The following is a 22,251-nucleotide window of genomic DNA, read 5'->3' as shown; positions in this document are numbered from 1 at the left end:
CGGCTCGCGGTGGGGGGGATGGCGGAGCTCTTTCTCGCGCAGCAGCCCCCCAAGCCGGATCTGGTGGTGCTCAAGCGCATCCTCCCGTACCTCTCGGAGGAGCCGGAGTTCGTCCAGATGTTCCTGGACGAGGCGAAGATCGCCGCGCAGCTGCACCACCCCAACATCGTGCAGGTGTACGAGCTGGGGAAGCTCGACAACACCATCTTCATCGCGATGGAGTTCGTCGAGGGCATCGACCTTCGCCGGGTGGTGCAGGAGGAGCAGAAGTTCAACGCCACCGTGCCCTACGGCGTCGCCGCGGCCATCTGCGCCCAGGTGTCCGCCGGGCTCGACTACGCGCATGCCGCGTGCGCGGTGGACGGCCGCCCGCTGGACCTCATCCACCGGGACATCAGCCCCCAGAACGTGATGATCGCCTACGACGGGCGGGTGAAGCTCGTCGACTTCGGCATCGCCAAGGCGGGCGCCTTCATCGAGGCGCGCAGCAAGCCGGGCGTCATCAAGGGCAAGTTCCTCTACCTCTCCCCGGAGCAGGTGTCCCAGAAGACGCTGGACCACCGCGCCGACATCTTCGCGCTCGGCACGATGATGTACGAGATCACCACCGGGAAGAGCCCCTTCGCCAAGCCCACCACCGAGGGCATCCTCTACGCCATCCGCTCCGAGGATCCGTCGCCTCCGCACCTGCTGCGGGACGACTACCCCACCGAGCTGTCGCGCATCATCATGCGCTGCCTGGTGAAGGACCGGGAGCTGCGCTACCAGCGGGCCGGCGAGGTGCAGGAGGACCTGGAGGCGTTCCTCGCCTCGGGTATCATCCGCCAGAGCACGGACATCTCCGACTACGTCGCGCGGCTGATGGGCGAGGAGGAAGAGCGCACCGTCCTGCACATCCCCATCGCCGCGCCCGCGGGGCGCAAGGACGCGACCCTGCCGATGCCCGCGGGGCGCCGGGAGGGCACCGCGCCGATGGCGGCGGGGCTCACGGCCCGGCCGATGCGTCGGCCCACGGGCGAGGGAGTGGCCGCCCCGCCGGACTATGGCGCCGAGCCGGAGCCGCCCACGCAGATGGCACGGCCTCGGGAACTGCCCGCCTCCCAGACGAGGCCTCCGGCTTCGCGCGATGCGGTCGAGGAGATCCGGCAGGAACTCGAGGAGGAGTTCTCCGAGGAGGACACCGGGGCCGAGCCGGCCCGGGGTCGCGAGGACTTCGAGGATGACGCCGAGGAGAGCACCGCCGTCGGCACCATCCCCGTGGGCTTCCATCGCCCCGAGCCTGGGGAGTCCACCGTGCAGGAGCGCGGCCCGCGGCGCGCTCCCCCGGCTTCATCCGTGGCGGACACGCTGCCGCCGCCTCGCCGCTCCGGCCCTGGGCTGGACCGGGACACGGAGCCGCGCGGCCGGCGGCCCGCGACGCCGCCCTCGCGCCAGGCGCTCGTGGAGGATGAGGAGGATGGCGCCCAGTCCATCTCGCTGACGCAGCCGACGCTCAACCAGCGGCTGCGGCACGACGACGACGAGGGCTCACAGTCCGTCTCCCTGACCCCGGCCACGGTGAACCAGCGGCCGGCCTCCCGCCAGTACGCGAAGCCCGCCCCGGAAGAAGACTCGGTCGTGGACACCGAATCGGGGCTGGGAGAGGGGGAGCACACCGACGCGGCCCACGGCTACGACGAGGATGTGGAGGACGACGAGTCCACCGCCGGTTACGAGAGCGACCTCGAGACCCCCGCGCCGCGAAACAACCGCGGGCTGCTGCTGGCCGTGGCCGCCGTCGTGCTGCTGCTCGTGCTGGGCGGTGGCTTGTTCTGGGCGCTGAACTCCGGCACGTCCGACATGGTGGAAGGGGATGGCCCACCGCCGGCCGTTCCCTTTGCTCCTCCCCAGCCAGGGACACCGACCGATACCGCCCAGGGCAGCGCTCCCCAGCCCGAGCCCGCGCCGCCCGAGGCCGCCGCGCCGCCCGTCGCCGAGGTCGCGCCTTCCGCCGGTACGGGTGAAGAGGGCACCGCCGCGCCCGGCACCGAAGCGGCGCTGGCCAACCCGACAGGTGCTCCGGAGGGGACGGAGACGGGCACCGCCATGGGTGCCGCCGTCGCGGCCACCGGCACGCCGGTTCCGACCGAGGGGACGGGCGCCAACCCCGATCCCATCCCGGAGCCGCCCAAGGGCGTGCAGGTGAAGTTCAAGACCTCCTCGACCACCGCCGTGGTGCAGGTGAACGGCAAGAAGGTGGAGGCGAACAAGGTGCTGACCCTGCCCCCGGGCTCCATCCGCGTGGTGTTCGTCTGCTCCTCGAACAGGAGGCCGAACAAGGGCAGCTTCGTCAAGACCCTGAAGGAGGGAGTGAAGGGCCTACAGGAGTTCTCCATCCCCTGCAAAAAAGGCCAGCGATAACAGGGGGTTGGCCGCGAGTACGGCTCCCTCCCCCAAGGCCGGACAAGTGGGCGGGGGTGCGTTCGAGTGCCCTTAACTCGTTGGAATTCCTAGGTTTTCGCCTTCGGATGTCGCGTTTACACATGTCAGACGGGCTCTTAGAATCCCGCGCTGACCCATGGCGCGCCCGACGAGACAGAAAAACGTAGTCAGGAAGCGGAGTTACCCCGCAGCGCGACTCGCCCGCCAGCAACCGACGGTGCCTGAGCCGAACCGGTTGCTGAAGGTGTGGCGGCGCGTGCTCGAGCGTCGTCTTCGCACGCGTCTGCGCGCGAAGGTGGCGGTCGAGATCCACGACAACACGCACACGATGCTCACCTTCCAGCGCCAACGCGCGATGTTCCGGCTGCGGCTGCACCACATGTTCCTGGCCGCGCCGGACGAGGTGATCCAAGCCCTGGCGGACTTCGTCCGCATGGGTGACGGGGAGGCCAGCACGCGGCTGGACCGGTTCATCGAGCGCAACAAGGCGTACATCCGCCGGGTGTCTCCGGAGCAGATGCGCAAGCGCATCCGGCTGGAGCCGGTGGGGCGGCACCACGACCTGGGCCGGATCTTCGACCGGCTCAACGAGCGCTACTTCCAGAGTCGGATCAGCGCCGCCATCACCTACGGCCCGGCGCCGCGGGTGAAGGGGCCGCGCAAGAGCATCAAGATGGGCTCGTACGCGGCGGACTCGAAGGTGATCCGCATCCACCCGGCGCTGGATCAGCCGGTGGTGCCCCGGTACTTCGTGGAGTGGATCGTCTTCCACGAGATGCTGCACCACGTGTACCGGGCGAGGAAGGGCGAGGATGGACGGCGGTGCGTCCACCCGCCGGAGTTCATGGAGCACGAGCGGCGCTTCCATGACTTCAAGCGGGCCCAGGCCTGGGAGGACGAGAACCTGGACCTGCTGTTGCGCTCGCGCGTCGAGGGGTAGCGCGGCGCGTCGTCCCCGGCCTCAGGGGATGATGAGGCCGCCCGGGCTGCGCCGCTCCGATGGGGCGGCGGGCTCCGGGGCGGCCGGGCGAGAGGCCTGCTGGGGGGTACCGGGCGCGGTGGCGCGCGGGCCGATGAGCAGCAGGGCCTTCTCGAAGAGGAACTCGGCGAAGCGGGAGAAGGGCTCCACGGGCCCGTGGAAGAGTCGGCGGGCCTCGGCGCGCGCCACCTGGGCGGCGCTTGCCCGGCCGCTGCGCTCGAAGAAGTCGGCCATGCGCCACAGCCGCAGGCCATAGCGCTTGCGCACCTCGGGGGTGAAGAAGGCGCGGGCCAGGGAGCGCATCGCCTGCAGCAGCTGCTCCTCGCGCTGGGCCTCGCTGAGCGACAGCGGGCTATGCACCACCTCCTCCACCTTCTGCGTCACCTTGCGCAGCTCCGGCTCGGGGGGCAGCCACTCGGAGATCTCCACTGTCTGGTGCAGGGTGTGGCCCTCGAGGACGCCGCGCACGTCGTCCGGCTCGGGTGGGGGGAGGGTGGGCTCGGAGGTGGCCGGCTGCACGCCATGGTGGCGCAGCGCCGTGTCCAGGTCCTTGGGGAAGGGGGTGCGTGAGCGCAGGTTGAGGGCGGCGGCCTCGGCGAGCAGGGCGGCGCCTTCCTCGCGGGAGAGCTCCACGGCGAGGCCCTTGGAGTCCTTGATGCGCTGGCGGTAGCTGCCGCGCTTCACCTCGGTGAGGGAGAGCTGCATCACGCCGAGCTCATCGGAGAGGACGGCCTGCACCGACTCGATGCCTTCACGCAGGGAGCGGCCGAGCACCAGGGCGCGCCTGCCATCCGTGGTGATGGTGGTGACGAGGGCGGAGAGGGCCTCGGGCTCGGGAGTGCGAGCGGGCTCAGCGGCGGGGCGCGGGGCCTCGGCGACGGCGATGCCCTTGGAGCGCAGGCGGTAGAGGGCCTTCTTGGCCGACTTGGCCAGCGCCTTCACGTTCGAGCGGGAGAGGGCCTCAGGGAGGGCGGTGCTGCCGGCGAGGACGGCGCCCTCGAGGATGGCTTCAGCGAGGGCGGGTGGCAGGGCCTCGACGGAGGCGGAGGGGGCGGCGGCCGGATCCTTCGCGAGGGTGCGGGCCTGCTCCACGGCATCGGGAGCGAGGTTGGGCAGCGGCGCGCCCGAGCGGAGCGCGTCGAACAAGGGACGGGGTTCGAGGGAGGAGGGCATACGGGGTGCTTTCTACTGCACGCCGAGCAAGGAGTGGGGCATGTGCCGTGCTGGCCGCTCACTCTCCCACAGTCGAAGCTCAGCGGCGCCGCACCAGCCAGCTGTCTCCCTCGTGCGCCGCCACGGCCAGCTCCGACTGGAGCCGGGGGCCGAAGATGCGCGAGGGGTGGACGCCTCGCACGAGGAAGTGATCGTAGAAGGTGCCCTGCGAGGCGTAGTCGAAGTCACCCGGCCGCCACTCGGATGGGAAGGTGGGGGGGACCATGTCCCGGTAGCGCAAGGGCGAGTGGGGCGTGAGGGCGAAGCTGAAGTTGGTGACGCCGCCCCGAGCGCGGGCGAGCACCGCGGCGCCATGGAGGAAGACGGGGAAGCGCACCACGCGGGAGCCGGTGTCGTAGATGAGCCCCATCACCCGAGGCTTGGGCGCGGTGGCCGCCACGAGTCCATCCCACTCAGCGGCCTCGCGAGAGAAGGCGCGGAAGCCTCGGCCCAGCACCAGGCCCAGCATCAGCGCGCAGGCAGCGCTCGCCCACAGGAGGTAGCGCTGGAGCGCTGGTGGCGTGAGGGGCACGCTGGCGACGAGCAGCGCGGCGGCCAGGTGCGCGTAGCGCGTGTTGAGATAGTAGATGTACCCGCGGATATCGAAGGGCAGCAGGAAGTAGAGCGCGAGCGCGATCAGCCCCAGCCCCAGCAGCCGGAAGCGCGCCACCGCCCCTTCCGAGCCCGTCACTCGGAACACGAGGCTCAGCCCCAGCCCCGCCAGCGCCACCGCGCCCACGGCATACAGCGCCCACCGATCCGAGCCGTCGTGGAAGAGGTTGGCGAGGACCTGGAACAGCTCCTCCCGGTTCTGCGCGAAGGGCTTGAAGGCGAGGTTCTGCTCGGACAAGAGCGGGCCCCAGGCCTTCCACGGCTGGCCGGGGGCGATGTCCGCGGGCTCGCCGAGCCGCAGCGCTGCCCATCCCAGGAACAGGACCACGCCGGGTGCCACGCCCGCGAGCACGGGGAGGCGAGGCCGCAGCCGCGCGCGCCAGCCCCGCGCCTCGGCGTCCTCGGGCACGCGGGTGGTGAACAGCAGCCAGGGCAGCCCGAGCGCGAGGAAGAAGAAGGCCTGCACGTGGAAGATCAACACGGCGACGAGACACACCGCCAGCCATGCCCCCCACATGCGGCGCCGGGGCACGTGCGTGAGCGTGCGAACGAAGAGGCCGCAGCACAGCAGGGCCAGCGGCAGCGAGGCGCAGTAGTTGACGAAGCCCCACGCGAAGCTGTCGCCATAGGCGAACGGCAGCGCCAGCAGCGAGGGCCACACGGGCCGGTCCAGGGCCCGCAGCAGGAAGGCGAGCGACAGCGGCAGCCCCGCCACGTAGGCGCTGAGGAACAGGCGGTTGGCCGTCTCCAGGGGCAGCAGCCAGTTCAGCGCGCTGACGAGGTAGTAGTAGCCCAGGTACGGGGTGAACGTGTTCCGCGCGTCGAAGAACTGCGGGTAGAGCGTCGTCGGATCATCCAGCCGGTGCAGCACCGAGATGAGGTGCAGGTGCTGGGGCAGGTCCACCATGGGCAACTGCCGCGCCACCCACAGGGGCAGCACTCCCAGCAACAGGGCGGCGGCGTACAGGGCGCGGTCGATTCGGTCGGACACAGGGGCGGGCGGACTGTATGCGCTGCCCCTCCAGGTCGCGAGACAACGACACCGCGCGACTCAGGCGGGTTACAGGTGGGCGGAAGTGTGATAAGGTGCTTGGCAGGAACGGGGTGCTGCGGTATAGGCGCTCGCGTTCGCTGTGTTCAGGCTGTAGCAAGCTGTTGCCCGAAGGAGGATTCAGATGAAGCGCATCGGCATGACGGTGGCTGCCCTGTGGATGGCGGGTGGCGTGCTGCTCGCACCGGGCGTGGGGCACGCTTGCGAGGCCCACGCGAAGAAGGCCCAGGCGGCCACGCCCGAGGTGAAGAAGGACGGCGCGGCCCCGCAGGCGCTCCCGACGCAGAACCCACTGAAGGAAGTGGATGAGCTGCTGAGCGCCAAGTGCCAGTGCGGCAGCAAGGCCGACTGCACCTGCAAGAAGGGCCAGTGCGAGTGCTCCAAGTGCCAGAAGCCCCGGCGCCAGGTGGTGGACGCGCTGCGCGAGTCCACTCCGGCCCTGAAGCTCGAGGACGCGCGCTACGACGCGTCCGCCGGCGTCTTCATCTGATCAGCAGCCACGGCCCTTGAGCCGCTCCTACTCGCCCTCGTCGCTCGCGACGGGGGCGCGTGCGTTTTCGGACACCAGCACCGGCCAGCCGCGGGCCATCGCCTCGCGGAAGAAGGAGGCCAGCTCCTGGCGGCAGTTGTTCACCGCGCCGAGGAACGGGTCCACCAGCGCCTCTTCACCCAGGCTGCGCTGAACGTTGAGCTCCACCGGGTTGCCACACCGCTCGCAGCGGATGGACACCGGGCGCACCAGCGAGACGGGCACGGCGTAGCGGGCAGCGCACTCCGTGCACTTCCACACCAAGGCGCGCTCACCGGCCTCGCGGCGGGCCAGCATCTCCAGCTCGTCCGCCAGGCGCAGCATCGCCGGCAGATCATTCGGAGGCTGGGCGAACACGGCCGACGGGCCGAAGCCCTTGCCGGGCGAGCCCAGCTTGGGCGGCCGATCGCCCTGCAGCAGGGCGCGCAGCCGGTCACGGGCGCGTACGTCGCGGAACTCTGCCCCCGCGAGGGCGCGCTCTACTGCCTCGGGAAGGGGAGGAAGCTCCGGCTCGAGGCGGTCTTCATCCGGCAGCGCGCGAGGGTGCTCGACGACGCGGTGACCGGGCACGGAAAGGAATCGGAATCCCACGCGTGCTCCATCGCACCCTGGCCTTTCGGGCGCAAGAAGCGATTTTCGGGTTGCTGTGAAGGACAACACTCTGTTGTCCGACGACGCCTCGCGTCAGGACCATTCCAACATCCGCTGGAGCGGGGCCCGCGCGGCGTGCTGGAGGTCCGCGGGAAGCACCAGCTCGGGGGTCCGGTCCCGCATGCAGCGGTACAGCTTCTCCATCGTGTTGAGCCGCATGTACGGGCACTCGTTGCACGCGCACCCGTTGTCCGGCGGCGCCGGGATATAGGTCTTCTGCGGCGCCTTGAGCTGCATCTGGTGGATGATGCCGGCCTCTGTCACCACGATGAACTTCTGCTTCGGGCTGGCCACCACGTAGTCGAGGATGCCCTTGGTGGAGCCGATGAAGTCCGCGTGGCGCAGCACCGCCGCCTCGCACTCGGGGTGGGCCACCACCTCGGCCTCTGGGTGCTCCACCTTGAGCTGCACCAGCTTCTTCTCGCTGAAGATCTCATGGACGATGCAGCTGCCCGGCCACAGCACCATGTCCCGGCCTGTCTGCTTCATCACATGTCGGCCCAGGTGCTGATCCGGCGCGAAGAGGATCTGCCGGTCCTTGGGCACCTGGTTGACGATCTTCACCGCGTTGGAGGACGTGCAGATGACGTCGCTCATCGCCTTCACCGCCGCGGAGCTGTTCACGTAGCTCACCACGAACGCGTCGGGGTGCTTGTCCTTGAAGGCCTTGAAGGCCGCGGGAGGGCAACGGTCGGACAGCGAGCAGCCAGCCTTGAGATCCGGCAGCAGCACCTGCTTCGCCGGATTGAGGATCTTCGCCGTCTCCGCCATGAAGTGGACGCCGCAGAAGACGATGACGTCCGCGGTCGTCTTCGCCGCCGCTTGAGCCAGGGCCAGGCTATCGCCCACGAAGTCAGCAACGTCCTGGATTTCACTCTCTTGGTAATAGTGCGCCAGGATGACCGCGTTGAGCGATCGCTTCAGCTCCTGGATTTTTGACTCGTAGTCCGTCTCGGCGCCCATGTCTCCTCCTGCGGAATGATTTAACCGGCCCAGCGGGGAATGGCCAATGCCCGCAAGCGAACCTTTCCCAGCATGCCGGCAAGCCTCAGGTGACTCTGGAATACGTGTCTTTTACGCGAGACAAACAAACCCGACAGGTTTTCCAATGCTCGGAGGAGAACCCATCGGGCCAACTTTTCTTCACTGCGGAAAGCGGCTACGGTTTTGCGTCGCTCCCTTAGCGCCTTGACCACGCCACGGGTGGAGGTCAGGGCGCTCCCTGGCGCGCATGGAGAGGCCGTGATGAGGCAGGCGTGGCAGAGCACCCTTGGCGCGCGCTTCAGGAGGTGTTGATGCTGGCGCATGAGCAGTCGGTGCTCATCGTTCACCCGGACCCGAAGCTGCGTGAGGGTCTGGTAGCAGCGCTAGCTCCTCGGCAGATCATCGCGGTCTCCTCGAGAGATGACGCGGCCCGCACGATGGCGGAGCGCGTGCCGGATGTGGTGCTCGCCGACGCGCTGGAGGCCCGGCGCTTCATCAAGGATCTGGACCGGCTGGCGCCGCGGGCGATGCGAGTGTTCCTGTGTCCGCGCTCGCAGGCCGACGCGATGCGCGAGCTGGTGGACGCCGCGGCCGAGGGGCACGAGTTCCACACGGTGGATCCGACGCTCTCGGTGGACGAGGTGGCGCGAAGCCTCCGCGAGCTGCTGCGCCAGCGCGGCTCCACGCGCGTGCCGGCGGTGGGGCTGGAGGCCTCCTTCTATGTGGACGGTGAGCAGCTGCGCGCCGGCTGCCTGGACGTGGGCAACGAGGGCTTCCTGCTGAAGCTGCCCGTGGACGCGCCCATCGAGCGGCTGCCACCGGGCACGCGCCTGTTCGACTTCCGGCTGGAGCGCGAGGGGCGCGTGGTGCTGCGCACCGGCGGCGGCTTCGTGCGCCACATCGGCCTGGAGCGCGCCCCCGGGGAGGCCTACTTCCGCGTCGGCGTCCAGATCGAGCGCGCGGGGGCCAGCATCGGCTACGTGGAGCTGGCCACCATCGATGACATGGTGCGCGTGGTCGCCGTGCTGCGTCGCGCGCTGCGGCGCCAGCCCACGCTCCAGTGCGCGTTGGTGCAGGGCGTGAGGCGCCGGGAGGACCTCGCCGCCACACTTGTCGAGAACGGCGAGGGCTTCCGCCCGGTGCTGCGGTGCGCGAAGCCGCAGCAATGGTCCGTCGCGGTCGGGGACGTGGTGCAGCTCGTCTTCGACCTGAGCGGCAAGAGCTACCGGGGCTGGGCCAGCGTGCTGCGCCTCGAGCCGGATGCCTTCGTGCTGTCGCTGCCGCGCAACCTGGCCCTGTACCACCGACGCAGCAGCATGCGCTTCCGAGCGGGGGAGGATCAGCCCTTCGCCATCTCGTTCGTGTCGCCGCTGACCGGCGAGCGCATCGAGCACCCGGTGATGGACCTGCACGCGGTGGGGCTGGCGTTCGCCTACGACGCCGCGCGCGAGGTGCTGCCGGTGGGGCTCATCATCGATGACGTCTCGCTGGTGCTGCCCGACGGCACGCGGGCGCCCTGCCACGCGGAGGTGCGCGACAACGCGCCCCTGCTGGACCACACGCCCGGCGACCTGGCGCGCCCCTTCCGCTGCGGCATGCGCCTGCTCAACGTGCTGCCCGAGGCGCGACAGGCGGTCATCAACGCCTTCGTCCAGGCGAGCTGCCCCCAGGTGCGCGACGGGCGCTCCGAGCCCTTCCGCAACATCTGGGGGCTGGTGCAGGCGGTACACCTGTTCCACCCCGACTATCCCTTCGAGGAAGGGCCGCACATGGAGGTGCTGGAGGACACGCACCACAAGCTGGCCACGGTGAACGAGGGGCTGGCGCGCACCTTCGTCTACTACGACGGGCCCAAGCTCATCGGCCACGTGTCCGGGGTACGCACCCACTCGCGCACGTGGATGATGCAGCACCTGATGGTGCTGCCCACGGTGCGCCGGGGCGAGAGCATCTCCCGCGACCTGTCCGCCCTCTGCGTGGACTACGCGGAGGCGCTCGAGGATCTGCAGTACCTGCGCATCTACTGGCGCATCCAGAACAAGTGGCCGGACCGCGTCTTCGGGTGGATCGCCCGCTCCATGCACCGCGAGGGGCTCACCGACCTGCGGACGCTGAACTACACGCGCCTGGCCTTCACCCAGCCGCTGCGGGCGCGCAAGGAGCTGCCCCAGGTGCGGCGGGCCACGGCGGCGGACCTGCAATGGCTGGAGGGCCACATCCGCGCGCGCGGCGACGTGGTGCAACTGCTGGCAGATGACCTGATGGCCCGCGAGGCGGAGCTGCCCACGCTGGCCTCGCGCTACGGCGCCCATGGGCTGAAGCGCGGGCGCTCCCTCTTCGTGGTGGACGGGGACGACGCGCCCATCGCCATGGCGCTGGCCGAGGAGGCCTCGCCGGGCCTGAGCTGGCCGGAGATGACGTCGGCCTTCTCCTACGTCGTGCCGGATCCGCTGCACCCCCGCGCTCCTGAGGCCCGCGAGGCGCTCGCGGTGCGCTGCGTGGACCACTACCGCGAGCAGGGTAAGGGCTCGGCGCTGGCGCTGGTGCAGGATGATGAGGTGGAGAGCCTGGTGTCGCTGGGCTTCCGCTGGCACTGCCGTGTGGCTCAGTGGACGGGACACCGCAGTGTCACGCGCACCTGGCACATGTTGATGGCCGCCGTCTTCGAGCGCCTGCAAGATCGCGCTGCCCGACACATGGGCCGAAACGAGGAGCAAGCAGCTTGAGTGGTTACCTGATGGAGTCGGAGGCGGAGGCTCGGCGGCTCGCGGAGCAGGCGAAGGCGCTGCCAGTACACGGTCACCTGATCACCACGGGCCTGGCCCCGGGCATGAAGGCCCTGGATGCCGGCTGTGGCCCCGGAATCATCTCCGCCGTCATGGGAGAGCGGGTCGGCCCCCAAGGGAGCGTGCTGGGGGTGGATCTGCACCCACAGCGGCTCGCCGAGGCGCGAGCCCACTGTGCCGCGCTGCCCCAGTGCTCGTTCAAGCAGGGCGATGTCCGGAAGATGGATCTGCCCTCCGACACGTTCGACTACGTGTGGTGTCAGTTCGTCCTCGAGTATCTGCCCGACCCGCAGGGTGCGCTGGCGGAGCTCATCCGCGTGACTCGCCCGGGTGGCCGGGTTGTCGTCTCCGATGTGGACGGTATGGGTCAGCTCAACTGGCCTTTCCCTGCGGAGCTCGAGGCGGACGGTCGCAAGTTCGCGGCGGTGGTCGCGGCCGCCGGATTCGATCTCCACGTGGGACGCAAGATGTTCCATTTTTACCGCAAGGCGGGCCTGGAGCAGATCCGAGTACACTTGGCGCCCACGTGGCTCGTGGCGGGCGCGGCGGATGCTCGCTTGCTCGACGACTGGCGCCAGCGCTTCGCGACGCTCGAGCCGCTGATGGTCCCCGCCTTCGGTGGAAAAGAGGCCTACTCGGCCTTCTGTGAGCGGTACCTGGGGCTGCTGTCCGATCCGGATGCCTTGAAGTATTCTGTGCTCCTGATCACGGAAGGACAGAAGCGTTGACGGAAGCAGTACCGCTGAGCCTTCAGCACGAGTTGGAACGGACGCCGGACGATGCTCCTGAGCTGAGCGTCCGCGCGGTGTCCGTGCTGCTGCTCTATTTCCGTCGCGAGTACGGCGAGGATCGCCTGCGCCAGCTCTGGAAGCGCCACAACCTGGGGCTGTCGCTGGAGTACCTGTCGGCGCTGACCAACTTCATCTCCTTCAACTTCCTGCAGCGGCTGGTGGACGCGCTGGTGGCCGAGTCGGGCGATCCAGACTTCACCCGCAAGGCGGGCCGGCTCTGGGCCTCGCCGGAAGCGGCAGGCTTCCTCTTCCACGCGGTGCGCACCTTCGGCACCGCGCGCGCCGTCTACATGAAGAGCGTGGAGATGTCCTCCTCGCTCAACCGTGTGTCCCAGCTCACCATCGAGTCGATGGAGAGTCAGCACATGGTGCTGAGCTACCGCAGCCGCTACCCGGAGCCCAACCGGCACTTGTGCGAGGGGAGGATGGGGCAGTTCGCCTCGGTGCCCACCATCTGGCACCTGCCACCCGCGCAGGTCATGGAGCTGCAGTGCCAGGTGCGCGGCGCCGACTGCTGCCGCTACGAGCTGGCCTGGCATGAGCCGGTGCGCGGCTGGCGCATGGGCGCGGGGCTCCTGGCAGGCGTGGCGGTGGGCACGGGCATGGGGCTCTTGGGGCTGGGGCCGCTGCCGGTGCTGGTGCCCGCGGTGGCGCTGGGCGCGGCCTCCTTCGGAGCGTGGATCGACGCGCGCCAGGAGGTGCGGCGCAAGGACGAGTACCTCGCCGCGCAGAACGAGGGCCTCATCCAGTCGCTGAGGGACCTGGAGCGGCGCTACGACGAGATCTACCAGAGCAACGTGGCGCTGGAGGACCGCGTCGCCGAGCGCACCCGCGAGCTGACCGAGACCAACGCCAAGCTGGAGACGGCGCTCGCCACGCAGAAGGAGCTCATTCGCCTCAAGAGCGAGTTCTTCGACAACGTGAGCCACGAGCTGCGCACGCCGCTCACGCTCATCCTGCTGTCGCTCGAGTCGCTGCTGCAGAAGGACCTGTCCACGCTGCCGGCGCCCATCCGCCAGCACCTGACGACGATGGACCGCAGCGCCCAGCGGCTGCTCAAGCTCATCAACAACCTGCTGGACCTGGCGCAGATGGAGGCCGGCAAGCTGCGGCTGCGCTACCAGCCGGTGGAGCTGCACAGCATGCTGAGCTCGCTGCTGTCGCCCTTCCGGGTGATGGCGGAGAAGAAGGGCATCGCCCTGTCGCTGGAGGGCCGCGCCGTGGGCGCCATCCACGGCGACGCCGAGCGCATCGAGATCGTCTTCCAGAACCTCATCTCCAACGCGCTGAAGTTCACCGAGAAGGGCGCGGTGACGGTGCGCCTGTACGAGGACGAGCTCGCCGTACACGTGGAGGTGGTGGACACGGGCCCGGGCATCGCGCCGCCGGACATTCCGGTCATCTTCGATCGCTTCGCCCAGGCGGACTCCGCCGGCACGCGCCGCTTCGGCGGCTCGGGCATCGGGCTGGCGCTGGTGAAGGAGACGGTGGACCTGCACGCGGGCCGCATCGGCGTGAAGAGCGAGGTGGGCAAGGGCTCCACCTTCCACGTGCAGCTGCCCAAGGGCACGGCCCACATCCGCGAGGACCTGAGGGATCGGCGCGTGGTGGAGCTGCCGGTGCGCCGCGAGCGTCGCTCCTACTCGGGGCTGCCGGCGATCCGCCCGGGGATGAGCGCCTCGGACGTGAACTCACCCGCGCCGACGGCGACGGAGGAGGGGGCTCCCGCGAACGCGCCCCGCATCCTGGTGGTGGAGGACGATCCGGAGATTCGTAGCTTCGTCTCCAGCGTGCTGCGCACGGAGTACCGGGTGCTGGAGGCCGTCAACGGGGACGAGGGGCGCCAGCGCGCCGTCAAGGAGCGGCCGGACATCATCGTCTCGGACGTGATGATGCCCGTCATGTCGGGCCTGCAGATGCTGGGCGTGCTGCGCGAGCTGCCGGAGACGGCGGACATCCCGGTCATCCTGCTGACGGCGCGGCAGGAGGTTTCGGAGAAGGTGGAGGGCCTGACGACCGGGGCGAACGACTACCTGGGCAAGCCCTTCTCGCCGCGAGAGCTGCTGGCGCGCATCGAGGCCCAGCTGCGGCTGCGCGAGGCGGCGGTGCGCGCGGCGGAGAACGAGCGGCTGGCGGCCACGGGCCTGCTCACCTCGGGCTTCGCGCACGAGGTGCGCAACCCGCTCAACGGGCTGATGAACGCCATGCTGCCGCTGCGCGACAGCGTGCTGGGCGAGCGGCCGGATTCCGAGACGGCCAAGGCCATGCTCGAGGTCATCGAGGAGTGCGGCACGCGCATCCGCTACCTCGCCGAGTCCCTGCTGTCCTTCGTACGCTCCAGTGACCGACCGGTGGCGGTGAACCTGGACGCGCTGCTGGACTCCACGCTCAACGTGCTGGCGTGGAAGGTGCCTTCCGGGGTGACGATCGAGCGGGACTACCGGCTGGACATGCCCATCATGGGAGACCCGGGCTCGCTCAATCAGGTGTGGGTGAACCTGCTGGACAACGCGCTGCGCGCGGTGGGCACCAACGGCCGGGTGCGGGTGAGCACCGAGCGCGACGGCGAGACGGCGGTGGTGTGCGTGGCGGACACGGGCGTGGGCATCAAGCCGGAGGACATGGAGCGGCTCTTCCAGCCCTTCTTCTCCACGCGAGCGGCGGGAGAGGGCACGGGGCTGGGGCTGGCGCTCTGCCGGCGCATCGTCCTGCGCCACGGCGGGCACATCCGCATCGCCAGCGAGGTGGGCAAGGGCACCAAGGTCGAGGTGCGCTTGCCGCTGAAGGGCTCGGACACGCTGCTGAGCATGGACCGGCCGCGCCGGCTCGGCTGAGCCGCTGCTCGGTCAGCTGCCCTTGGTAGCCAGGTCCGGAGCGGCGTGCTCGCCCACGGGGATGGGCTTGGCCTCCTGGTAGTAGTCGTGGACCTTGTAGCGGGTGGCCATGAAGGCCATGCCGATGCCGGCCACCACCGCCATGCCCGCGTAGAAGAAGAACTGGGCCGAGCCGGTGAAGATGTTGAGCGCGGCGGCGATGGCCACCGCCACGTTGGCCAGGGTGGTGTTGAGCAGCCACAGGCTCTGCACCACGCTCTTCATCTCGCGCGGGGCCTGCGTGTACGCGAACTCCAGGCCCGTGGTGGACACGAGGATCTCCGCCAGCGTGAGCACGATGTACGGGAGGATCTGCCAGGTGATGTTGAGCGTCGTGCCGCCCTCCATGAGCACCTGGTAGAAGCCGGCGATGACGAACGAGAACGCGCCGATGATGAGCCCCATGGGCATGCGGCGCAGCGGGGTGAGCTCCCAGCCCATCCGCTGGAAGGCGGGGTAGACCACGCCGGTGAGCACGGGGATGAGGATCATCACCAGCGCGGGGTTCACGAACTGCATCTGGCTCGCCTGGAAGGTGAAGTCGCCGACCTTCGGATCCATGGAGCGCGCCTGTACCACCCAGGTGGAGGCCTTCTGGTCGAAGAGCATCCAGAAGAAGGGGATGGTGGGCATCAGCAGCATGTTGATGCGGAAGACGGCGCGCACGCCCTCGATGGACTCCTCGGGGTGCTTCTTGCGCGCGCCGGAGAGCCAGTCCTTGCGGTCCGGTCGCTGGCTGAAGTTGAGGAACGCCGTGCTCATGACCGCGCCGAAGGAGTTCGGGTTGCGGCCGCTGGGCGGGACGACGACGTAGTGGCGCCGGCCGGCCCAGTAGATGATGGTGGCGATGAACATCAGCACGCCGGGAATGCCGAAGGCGACCGAGGGCCCGTAGTTCTTGAGGGTCCAGGGGATGATCAGCGAGGCGAAGAACGAGCCGAAGTTGATGGACCAGTAGAAGATGGCGAAGACCTTCTTCATCAGGTGCTTGTTCTCGGCGGTGAACTGGTCGCCCACCATGGCGGAGACGCACGGCTTGATGCCGCCCGAGCCCAGGGCGATGAGGAACAGGCCCGTGTAGAAGCCGGCGGGGCTGTGCTCGAAGACAGCCAGACAGGCGTGGCCCACGCAGTACAGCAGGCTCAGCCAGAGGATGATGCGGTACTTGCCGAAGAAGCGGTCCGCGAAGTACCCGCCGAAGAGCGGGAAGAAGTAGACCCCGGACATGAAGAGGTGGAAGTACGACTTGGCCATCGCCTCGCGGGCGCCCGGGTCTGGGTTGGCGTTCTTCAGCAGGTAGTCGATGAGGAACACCGTGAGGATGTTCCGCATCCCGTAGAAGCTGAAGCGCTCACACGCCTCGTTGCCGATGATGAAGGGAATCTGCGGCGGGAAGCGATTGCTCGTCGCGGAAGGAGTCTCGGCCATTCGGAGGCGTCTCGGCGGGAGGGTGGGGGTCCAACGGAGCCAACCCTTCGTGACTACCGCACGGGTGAGCCCGGAGACAACCCCACAGCCAGGGGAAGGGGCGAAATCCGTCCGTCCACGGGTAGCGTGGTGCCAGAGTCGGTGCCATCATTGGCACTGGAGGCGCGGCACATGAAGCTGACCGAGGACATCAAGCCGGTGACCTACATGAAGACGCGCGCCGCGGAGCTGCTGCGCGAGGTGAAGCGGTCGCGCCGGCCCGTGGTGATTACCCAACACGGTGAGGCGCAGGCGGTGGTCCTGGATGTCGCGACGTACGAGGCGCTCCGGGACGCCACCTTGCTCCTCCAGCTCACCGCGCAGGGGGAGGAGGATGTCCAGGCAGGCCGCACCGTGCCCCAGGCGGAGGCCTTCGCGCGGGCCCGGAAGCGGCTCGCCCAGCGGGAGCGGCAGGGGTGAGTCCCGAGCGGACCTTCGAGGTCGAGTGGACGCAGGTCGCGCTCACGGACCTGGAAGAGCTGCTGGACTTCATCGCGCAGGACAATCCGGCCGCGGCGGAGGCCGCGCTGGACCGGCTGAGTCAGGCCGCGCAGCGCCTGGAGCAATCCCCCAAGCGAGGGCGGGTCGTGCCCGAGCTCTCCCGGTTCGAGCTGCGGCTCTATCGGGAGCTCATTGTACGGCCCTGGCGCATCATCTATCGCGTGGGACAGCGGCGGGTCTTCGTGCTGGCCGTCCTGGATGGACGACGAGACCTGGAGCAGGTGTTGTTGGCGCGGCTGCTGCGGCGCGAGTGAGCGGCAAGCCCCTTGCCACCAAAGTGGTAATGCCTTCGTTCGCTGCCTGATGCATCACCAGCCCTCGGACCTTGGGGGCTTTTCATGGAAGTGCTGAATCGAATCCTGTCTCGGTTCACGGGCGGCTGGCGGGGGAGGGCCAGCGCGCTCGCCCCGACCGTGGCAAGGCTGACTCCTGCGTCGGGGCCTCGGCCCCTCAACCCCGTGGCGCAGGCCTTCCTCGGAGGGGAAGTCCCGAAGGTGAAGGGCGAGGCGCTCGATGAGGACGAGGCGTGCCTCATCCGCGAGCGCTGGAAGGACCAGGGAGCCTATGCCGTCAGCAACACCGGCAAGCTGCGCATGACGCGCAAGCACTTCTGGTGGCGGCAGCGCGTCGAGGCCCTCCTGGTGCTCCCACCCAAGACGGTCAAGGACAAGGTCGAGGCCTGGCGGCGCTGGCTCGGCGAGTACGAGGCCCACGCGCAGGGGAGGCTCCTCAAGTATGCCGAGCTCCCGAAGGATCCCGGGCCCATTCCCTCCGAGCTGGCCTTGCAGTTGTTCCAGAGCGAGCCCCTCGGAGAGCCGCCCCTCATCGCCTTCCGGTTCATCTTCTCCTACCAGGTCACGTTGCCCGACGGCTCCCAGGTCACCTTCCGCGACGATCCGGTGCAACTGGATGACAAGTATCTGGTCCAGGAGAGCGGTGTCATCAAGACCGGCCTGCCCATCTGTGGCCGCGCGGATGTGGACGAGCTCTTCGACAGCGCGGGCATCACCGATGCCACCGAGCGCAAGGTGATGAAGAAGGTGGCCGAGGGCCTGGGGGGCTTCGAGACGATCAACACCTGTGACCCGGGCTGCGTCTGCGCCGGCTTCGTCCCCCTCATCTCGGGGGAGTCCGGAGAGGGAAGCCTCGCCCAGCTCCTGCGGAGCATGAAGGCCGCGAACCCCTCGGAGTTCGACGTCTGCTTCCGGAGCCTGGGGCTCGATGTCGACAAGCAGGCCCTACGCGTTGTCCAGCCGGACAGCGGCAAGCTGCTTCGGGGCAGGGAGGCCGTGTGCGCCATCGTCGAGGACAAGCGGCTGGCGGCCCTGTTCTACAACGCGGGGAAGAAGTCTCGCGCCTACCAGGTCGCCCAGCTCCGGCTGGCCCGCGAGCTCTATTACCTCGCCCCGCAGGACTTCACGCTCAAGGCCCTGGTGGGCAGCGGCGACAAGGCGGTGTGGGTCACCTTCTCCGGAAAGTACGGTGACGTGCTCCGGTCCGAGGCGGGCAAGGCGGCCCTCATGGATCGCGCCGTCCAGCGGGGAGTCGGCAACGCCCGGCAGACCTTCAAGGAGGCGTGCCTGACCGTCATCCAGGAGAAGGGCCTCTCCTCCGTGGAGGCGCTCGCGCGCTACGAGGTCCTCATCACCCCCGTCCTGCAGAGCCCGGGCAAGGACCGGCTCCGCGTGCTCGAGGACAAGGACCTGAGCCAGCCGGCGGCGATGCCCTAGCTCGGATCGGGCCCGGCCACCGCGGCGGGAGGCTCCGCGGGCTCCAGCGGCTGACCGAGGCAATCCACACCGGGAGCCGGAGCCTGGGTGGCGCGAGGCCGGTACTCCCAGTGCCACGGCTCCGAACTCACCGTGCGCTTGAAGCCGAAACGGCACGCGTTGGCGGCGAGCCACTCATAGGTGGGGGTGCTCTCATCGCCCACCGAGACATCCACCGCCGTGCCGCGCTGGTGATTGGAGCGCCCCGGCCGCGCCGCTCGGGGGCCTAGCCCCTTCCGATAGAGGCGGTACAGGTAGCGCTGTTGGCGCCAGGAGCGGTGGCCGCTGATCACCCACAGCCGGACGCCCTCCGCCCGCGCCTCCGTGTACATCCGCCCGAAGGCCGCCGCCGCGTCATGCCGCAGCCGCTTGCCCCCGGGGATGCGCACCAGCCGCTTCTTCGCGGCGGGCTTCTTGGAGGGCTTGGACGCAGTCCTGCGTTCCGGCTCCGCGGCGAAGGCCGGCGGAGCCAGCAGACAGAAAAAGATGAGGGCGATGCTCCAGCGGAGCAGCGAGAACGACATCTCGACTCCTGACCGTGGGGGCAGGACATTGCTCTCGCGCATTTATTCCGACTTGAGAATGGCCAGGGGAACGCATGCTCCCCTGGCCGGCTGCTCTCAGGACCTCAGGGCCGCGCGCCCCTCTCCCTTGGCAGGAGGGGGAGGGGAGACCACGGACGTCTCCACCCGCTGTCCCACCCGCTGGTGGCGCGCCTTCTTCAGCACGTGCGCCAGGTAGCGCCCGGTGTGGCTCGTCTCCACCTTCGCCACCTCCTCGGGCGTTCCCGTCGCCAGCACTTGGCCACCTCCGGAGCCACCCTCGGGCCCCATGTCGATGATCCAGTCCGAGCTCTTGATGACATCCAAGTTGTGCTCGATGACCAGCACCGAGTTGCCCGCCTCCACCAGCCGGTTGGTCACCAGCAGCAGCTTGCGGATGTCCTCGAAGTGCAGGCCCGTCGTCGGCTCGTCCAGGATGTAGAGCGTGCGCCCCGTGGCCACCCGCGCCAATTCGCGCGCCAGCTTGATGCGCTGGGCCTCGCCGCCCGACAGCGTCGGCGAGCTCTGCCCCAGCCGGATGTAGCCCAGGCCCACGTCCTCCAGCGTCTGGAGCACGCGCATGATGTCCCGGTGCGCGCCGAAGTGGGCGATCGCCTCGCGCACGCTCATGTCGAGCACCTCGGCGATGTTCTTGCCCTTGTAGCGCACCCGCAGCGTCGCCTCGTTGAAGCGCTTGCCCTGGCACACCTCGCACGGCACGTACACGTCCGCCAGGAAGTGCATCTCCACCAACTTCACGCCGTCGCCCTCGCACGACTCGCAGCGCCCGCCCTTGATGTTGAACGAGAAGCGCCCCGCCGTGTACCCGAACGCCCGTGCCTCCGGCGTCATCGCGAACACCTCGCGGATCGAATCGAACACCTTCGTATACGTCGCCGGGTTGCTGCGCGGCGTGCGCCCGATGGGCCGCTGGTCGATGTCGATCACCTTGTCCAGGTGCTCGATGCCGGTGATGGACTTGTGCTTCCCGGGCACCTCGCGGCTCTCATAGAGCTGCCGCGCCAGCGCCGGGTAGAGGATCTCGTTGATCAGCGTGGACTTGCCCGCCCCCGACACGCCGGTGACCGCCACCAGCACCCCGAGCGGAATCTCCACGTCGATGTCCTTGAGGTTGTTCTCCTTGGCCCCTCGGATGACGATCTTCTCCTTGCGTGGAGGGTGCCGCCGGTCGGGCACTTCGATCTCCTTGCGCCCGGAGAGGTACGCGCCCGTGACGCTGTTCTCGTCCTCCATCACCTGGCTCGGCGTGCCCTGCGCCACCACCTGACCGCCCAGCTCGCCCGCCCCGGGACCGAAGTCGACGATCCAGTCCGCCTCCTCCATCGTCTCCTCGTCGTGCTCCACGACGATGACGGAGTTGCCCAAATCGCGCAGGCGCTTGAGCGTGGTGAGCAGCTTGCCGTTGTCGCGCTGGTGCAGGCCGATGGAGGGCTCGTCCAGGATGTAGATGACACCCGTCAGCTCGCTGCCCATCTGCGAGGCCAACCGGATGCGCTGGCTCTCTCCGCCCGACAGCGTCGAGGCGGTCCGGTCCAGCGTCAGGTAGCCCAACCCCACGTCCACCAGGAACGAGAGCCGGCTGCGGATCTCCTTGAGCAGCTCGGTGGCGATCTTCCGCTCGTTCTCCGTCAGCCCCATGTCCGTCAGGAAGCGCAGCGTCTCGGAGATGGTCAGCTTGCTCAGCTCCACCAGTGAGCGCGCGTGGACCTTCACCGCGCGGCTCTCGGGCTTCAGGCGCTCGCCCTTGCACGTGGGGCAGGGCTTGTCGCTGAAGAACTTCTGGTAGTACGTCCGCATCGACTCGGACGTCGTGGTCTTGAAGCTGCGCATCAGCTTGTGGACCAGGCCCTCCCACTCCATCTTGTAGCGGCCGCCCTCGCCCCACTTGACGGTGAACGTCTTACCGTTCGAGCCGTACATGAGCGTCTGCTTCTCGCGCTCGGTCAGCTTGCCGTAGGGCACGTCCAGGTCGATCTTGAACGACTCGGCCAGGCTCTCCACGAAGTCCGCCGTCCAGCCCTCGCCCTTGTTCATGCCGCTGGCCCACGGCTCGATCGCCCCGTCCCGCACCGTGCGCGACGGATCCGGGACGATGCGCTCCGGATCCATCTCCGCCTTGGTGCCCAGGCCGTTGCAGTCGCTGCACATGCCCAGCGGGTTGTTGAACGAGAACGCGGCCGGCGTCAGCTCGCCGAAGGACAGGCCGCACGCGTGGCACGCGTTCAGCTCGCTCATCACCCGGTCCGCGGACACCTCCGCCGTCTCGTCGGTGACGATGAGCGTGCCCTTGCCCTCGCGCAGCGCCGTCTCCACCGAGTCCGTCAAGCGCGTGCGGATGTCCGCCTTGAGCACCAGTCGGTCGATGATGAGCGCGATGTCGTGCTTGGACTTCTTGTCCAGCTCGATGCGCTCCTCGAGGCTCTTCACCTTGCCGTCGATGCGCGCCCGGGAGAAGCCGCGCTTCTGCGCCTCGGTGAGCAGGTCTTTGTGCTCGCCCTTCCGGTTGGTGACGATCGGCGCGAGGATCTGCACCTTGCTGCCCGCGGCCGACTTGAGGATCTCATCGACGATCTGCTGCGCGCTCTGCTTGCCCACCTTGCGCCCGCAGTTGGGGCAGTGCTGCACGCCGATGGAGGCGTAGAGCACGCGCAGGTAGTCGTGGACCTCCGTCACCGTGCCCACCGTGGAGCGCGGGTTGTTGCTCGCCGCCTTCTGCTCGATGGAGATGGTGGGGGAGAGCCCGCGGAGCGTGTCGTACTTGGGCTTCTCCATTTGTCCGAGGAACTGTCGGGCGTAGGCCGACAGGCTCTCCACGTAGCGGCGTTGGCCCTCCGCATAGAGCGTGTCGAAGGCGAGCGAGCTCTTTCCCGAGCCGGACACGCCGGTGAAGACCACGAGCTTCTTCTTCGGGATCTCCAGCGAGACGTTCTTGAGGTTGTGTTCCTTGGCTCCCCGCAGGGTGATGACGTCGGGCTCGGACATGGGCAGGCGGTCTATTACTGAAAAGGTGTTCCGGTACACTTCTTTGTGAAACTTGTGGGTGGAGTGTTCCTGAACACCCG

Annotated in this window: 16 protein-coding genes; 9 read left to right on the top strand and 7 right to left on the bottom strand. The window is 68.8% G+C overall.

Features of this window, described 5'->3' with window-relative positions:
• The first annotated feature begins 9 nt into the window (after positions 1–9).
• Both SYV04_RS02790 and SYV04_RS02785 read left to right on the top strand, forming a co-directional pair.
• Entirely contained in the window at positions 10–2,400 is a 2,391-nt protein-coding gene (locus SYV04_RS02790; protein ID WP_321544471.1) for a protein kinase domain-containing protein, read from the top strand.
• Positions 2,401–2,557: 157 nt separating this feature from the next.
• On the top strand, positions 2,558–3,361 hold the full coding sequence (locus SYV04_RS02785) for a hypothetical protein (RefSeq protein ID WP_321543998.1): 804 nt from the start codon (positions 2,558–2,560) through the stop codon (positions 3,359–3,361).
• Between the two features lie 21 nt (positions 3,362–3,382).
• Here SYV04_RS02785 and SYV04_RS02780 read toward each other — a convergent pair whose 3' ends face one another.
• A complete protein-coding gene (locus tag SYV04_RS02780; RefSeq protein ID WP_321543997.1) occupies positions 3,383–4,573 on the bottom strand; it encodes a hypothetical protein in 1,191 nt (396 codons plus the stop codon).
• 79 nt (positions 4,574–4,652) lie between these two features.
• Positions 4,653–6,215, bottom strand: coding sequence for a hypothetical protein (locus SYV04_RS02775; protein ID WP_321543996.1), 1,563 nt, complete (start codon positions 6,213–6,215; stop codon positions 4,653–4,655).
• Between the two features lie 184 nt (positions 6,216–6,399).
• Here SYV04_RS02775 and SYV04_RS02770 point away from each other — a divergent pair, with 184 nt between their 5' ends.
• Positions 6,400–6,765, top strand: coding sequence for a metallothionein (locus tag SYV04_RS02770; RefSeq protein ID WP_321543995.1), 366 nt, complete (start codon positions 6,400–6,402; stop codon positions 6,763–6,765).
• A 27-nt stretch (positions 6,766–6,792) separates the two neighbouring features.
• Here the strand turns inward: SYV04_RS02770 and SYV04_RS02765 are convergent, their stop codons facing one another.
• Complete coding sequence (locus tag SYV04_RS02765; RefSeq protein WP_321543994.1) at positions 6,793–7,395, bottom strand: zinc ribbon domain-containing protein; 603 nt, start codon at positions 7,393–7,395, stop codon at positions 6,793–6,795.
• Positions 7,396–7,488: 93 nt separating this feature from the next.
• A complete protein-coding gene (gene nadA, locus SYV04_RS02760) occupies positions 7,489–8,418 on the bottom strand; it encodes a quinolinate synthase NadA (protein WP_321543993.1) in 930 nt (309 codons plus the stop codon).
• 293 nt (positions 8,419–8,711) lie between these two features.
• Here nadA and SYV04_RS02755 point away from each other — a divergent pair, with 293 nt between their 5' ends.
• Genes SYV04_RS02755 through SYV04_RS02745 form a run of 3 tightly spaced genes read left to right on the top strand, consistent with a single transcriptional unit; the run spans position 8,712 to position 14,850 of the window.
• Positions 8,712–11,165, top strand: coding sequence for a PilZ domain-containing protein (locus SYV04_RS02755; protein WP_321543992.1), 2,454 nt, complete (start codon positions 8,712–8,714; stop codon positions 11,163–11,165).
• Complete coding sequence (locus SYV04_RS02750) at positions 11,162–11,953, top strand: methyltransferase domain-containing protein (RefSeq protein ID WP_321543991.1); 792 nt, start codon at positions 11,162–11,164, stop codon at positions 11,951–11,953. The genes SYV04_RS02755 and SYV04_RS02750 overlap by 4 nt, the downstream gene beginning before the upstream one ends.
• On the top strand, positions 11,950–14,850 hold the full coding sequence (locus tag SYV04_RS02745; protein WP_422723903.1) for an ATP-binding protein: 2,901 nt from the start codon (positions 11,950–11,952) through the stop codon (positions 14,848–14,850). Before SYV04_RS02750 ends, SYV04_RS02745 begins: the two co-directional genes overlap by 4 nt.
• 12 nt (positions 14,851–14,862) lie before the next feature.
• Here SYV04_RS02745 and SYV04_RS02740 read toward each other — a convergent pair whose 3' ends face one another.
• Positions 14,863–16,317 (bottom strand): POT family MFS transporter, encoded by a 1,455-nt coding sequence (locus SYV04_RS02740; protein ID WP_321543990.1) that lies wholly within the window; start codon positions 16,315–16,317, stop codon positions 14,863–14,865.
• 171 nt (positions 16,318–16,488) lie between these two features.
• Here SYV04_RS02740 and SYV04_RS02735 point away from each other — a divergent pair, with 171 nt between their 5' ends.
• The 3 genes from SYV04_RS02735 (at position 16,489) to SYV04_RS02725 (ending at position 18,587) form a co-directional block, all read left to right on the top strand.
• Entirely contained in the window at positions 16,489–16,776 is a 288-nt protein-coding gene (locus SYV04_RS02735; protein ID WP_321543989.1) for a type II toxin-antitoxin system Phd/YefM family antitoxin, read from the top strand.
• A complete protein-coding gene (locus SYV04_RS02730) occupies positions 16,773–17,111 on the top strand; it encodes a type II toxin-antitoxin system RelE/ParE family toxin (RefSeq protein WP_321543988.1) in 339 nt (112 codons plus the stop codon). Before SYV04_RS02735 ends, SYV04_RS02730 begins: the two co-directional genes overlap by 4 nt.
• Before the next feature lie 84 nt (positions 17,112–17,195).
• Entirely contained in the window at positions 17,196–18,587 is a 1,392-nt protein-coding gene (locus SYV04_RS02725) for a hypothetical protein (protein ID WP_321543987.1), read from the top strand.
• Here SYV04_RS02725 and SYV04_RS02720 read toward each other — a convergent pair.
• The gene (locus SYV04_RS02720) at positions 18,584–19,150 is read right to left on the bottom strand and encodes a M15 family metallopeptidase (RefSeq protein ID WP_321543986.1); all 567 of its coding nucleotides are present in this window, start codon (positions 19,148–19,150) and stop codon (positions 18,584–18,586) included. The genes SYV04_RS02725 and SYV04_RS02720 overlap by 4 nt on opposite strands.
• Before the next feature lie 96 nt (positions 19,151–19,246).
• Complete coding sequence (gene uvrA / locus SYV04_RS02715) at positions 19,247–22,171, bottom strand: excinuclease ABC subunit UvrA (protein ID WP_321543985.1); 2,925 nt, start codon at positions 22,169–22,171, stop codon at positions 19,247–19,249.
• Between the last annotated feature and the right edge of the window lie 80 nt (positions 22,172–22,251).

Origin of the sequence: Hyalangium ruber, assembly GCF_034259325.1 — a bacterium.
GTDB classification, from domain to species: Bacteria; Myxococcota; Myxococcia; order Myxococcales; family Myxococcaceae; genus Hyalangium_A; species Hyalangium_A rubrum.
This window is presented reverse-complemented; position numbering and strand designations above follow the sequence as displayed.

Bases quoted from the DNA above. Each gene is read 5' to 3' on its own strand.
- SYV04_RS02785 (WP_321543998.1), top strand. From the start codon at position 2,558: ATGGCGCGCCCGACGAGACAGAAAAACGTAGTCAGGAAGCGGAGTTAC.
- SYV04_RS02780 (WP_321543997.1), bottom strand. From the start codon at position 4,573: ATGCCCTCCTCCCTCGAACCCCGTCCCTTGTTCGACGCGCTCCGCTCG.
- SYV04_RS02770 (WP_321543995.1), top strand. From the start codon at position 6,400: ATGAAGCGCATCGGCATGACGGTGGCTGCCCTGTGGATGGCGGGTGGC.
- nadA (WP_321543993.1), bottom strand. From the start codon at position 8,418: ATGGGCGCCGAGACGGACTACGAGTCAAAAATCCAGGAGCTGAAGCGA.
- SYV04_RS02740 (WP_321543990.1), bottom strand. From the start codon at position 16,317: ATGGCCGAGACTCCTTCCGCGACGAGCAATCGCTTCCCGCCGCAGATT.
- SYV04_RS02735 (WP_321543989.1), top strand. From the start codon at position 16,489: ATGAAGCTGACCGAGGACATCAAGCCGGTGACCTACATGAAGACGCGC.
- SYV04_RS02725 (WP_321543987.1), top strand. From the start codon at position 17,196: ATGGAAGTGCTGAATCGAATCCTGTCTCGGTTCACGGGCGGCTGGCGG.
- SYV04_RS02720 (WP_321543986.1), bottom strand. From the start codon at position 19,150: ATGTCGTTCTCGCTGCTCCGCTGGAGCATCGCCCTCATCTTTTTCTGT.
- uvrA (WP_321543985.1), bottom strand. From the start codon at position 22,171: ATGTCCGAGCCCGACGTCATCACCCTGCGGGGAGCCAAGGAACACAAC.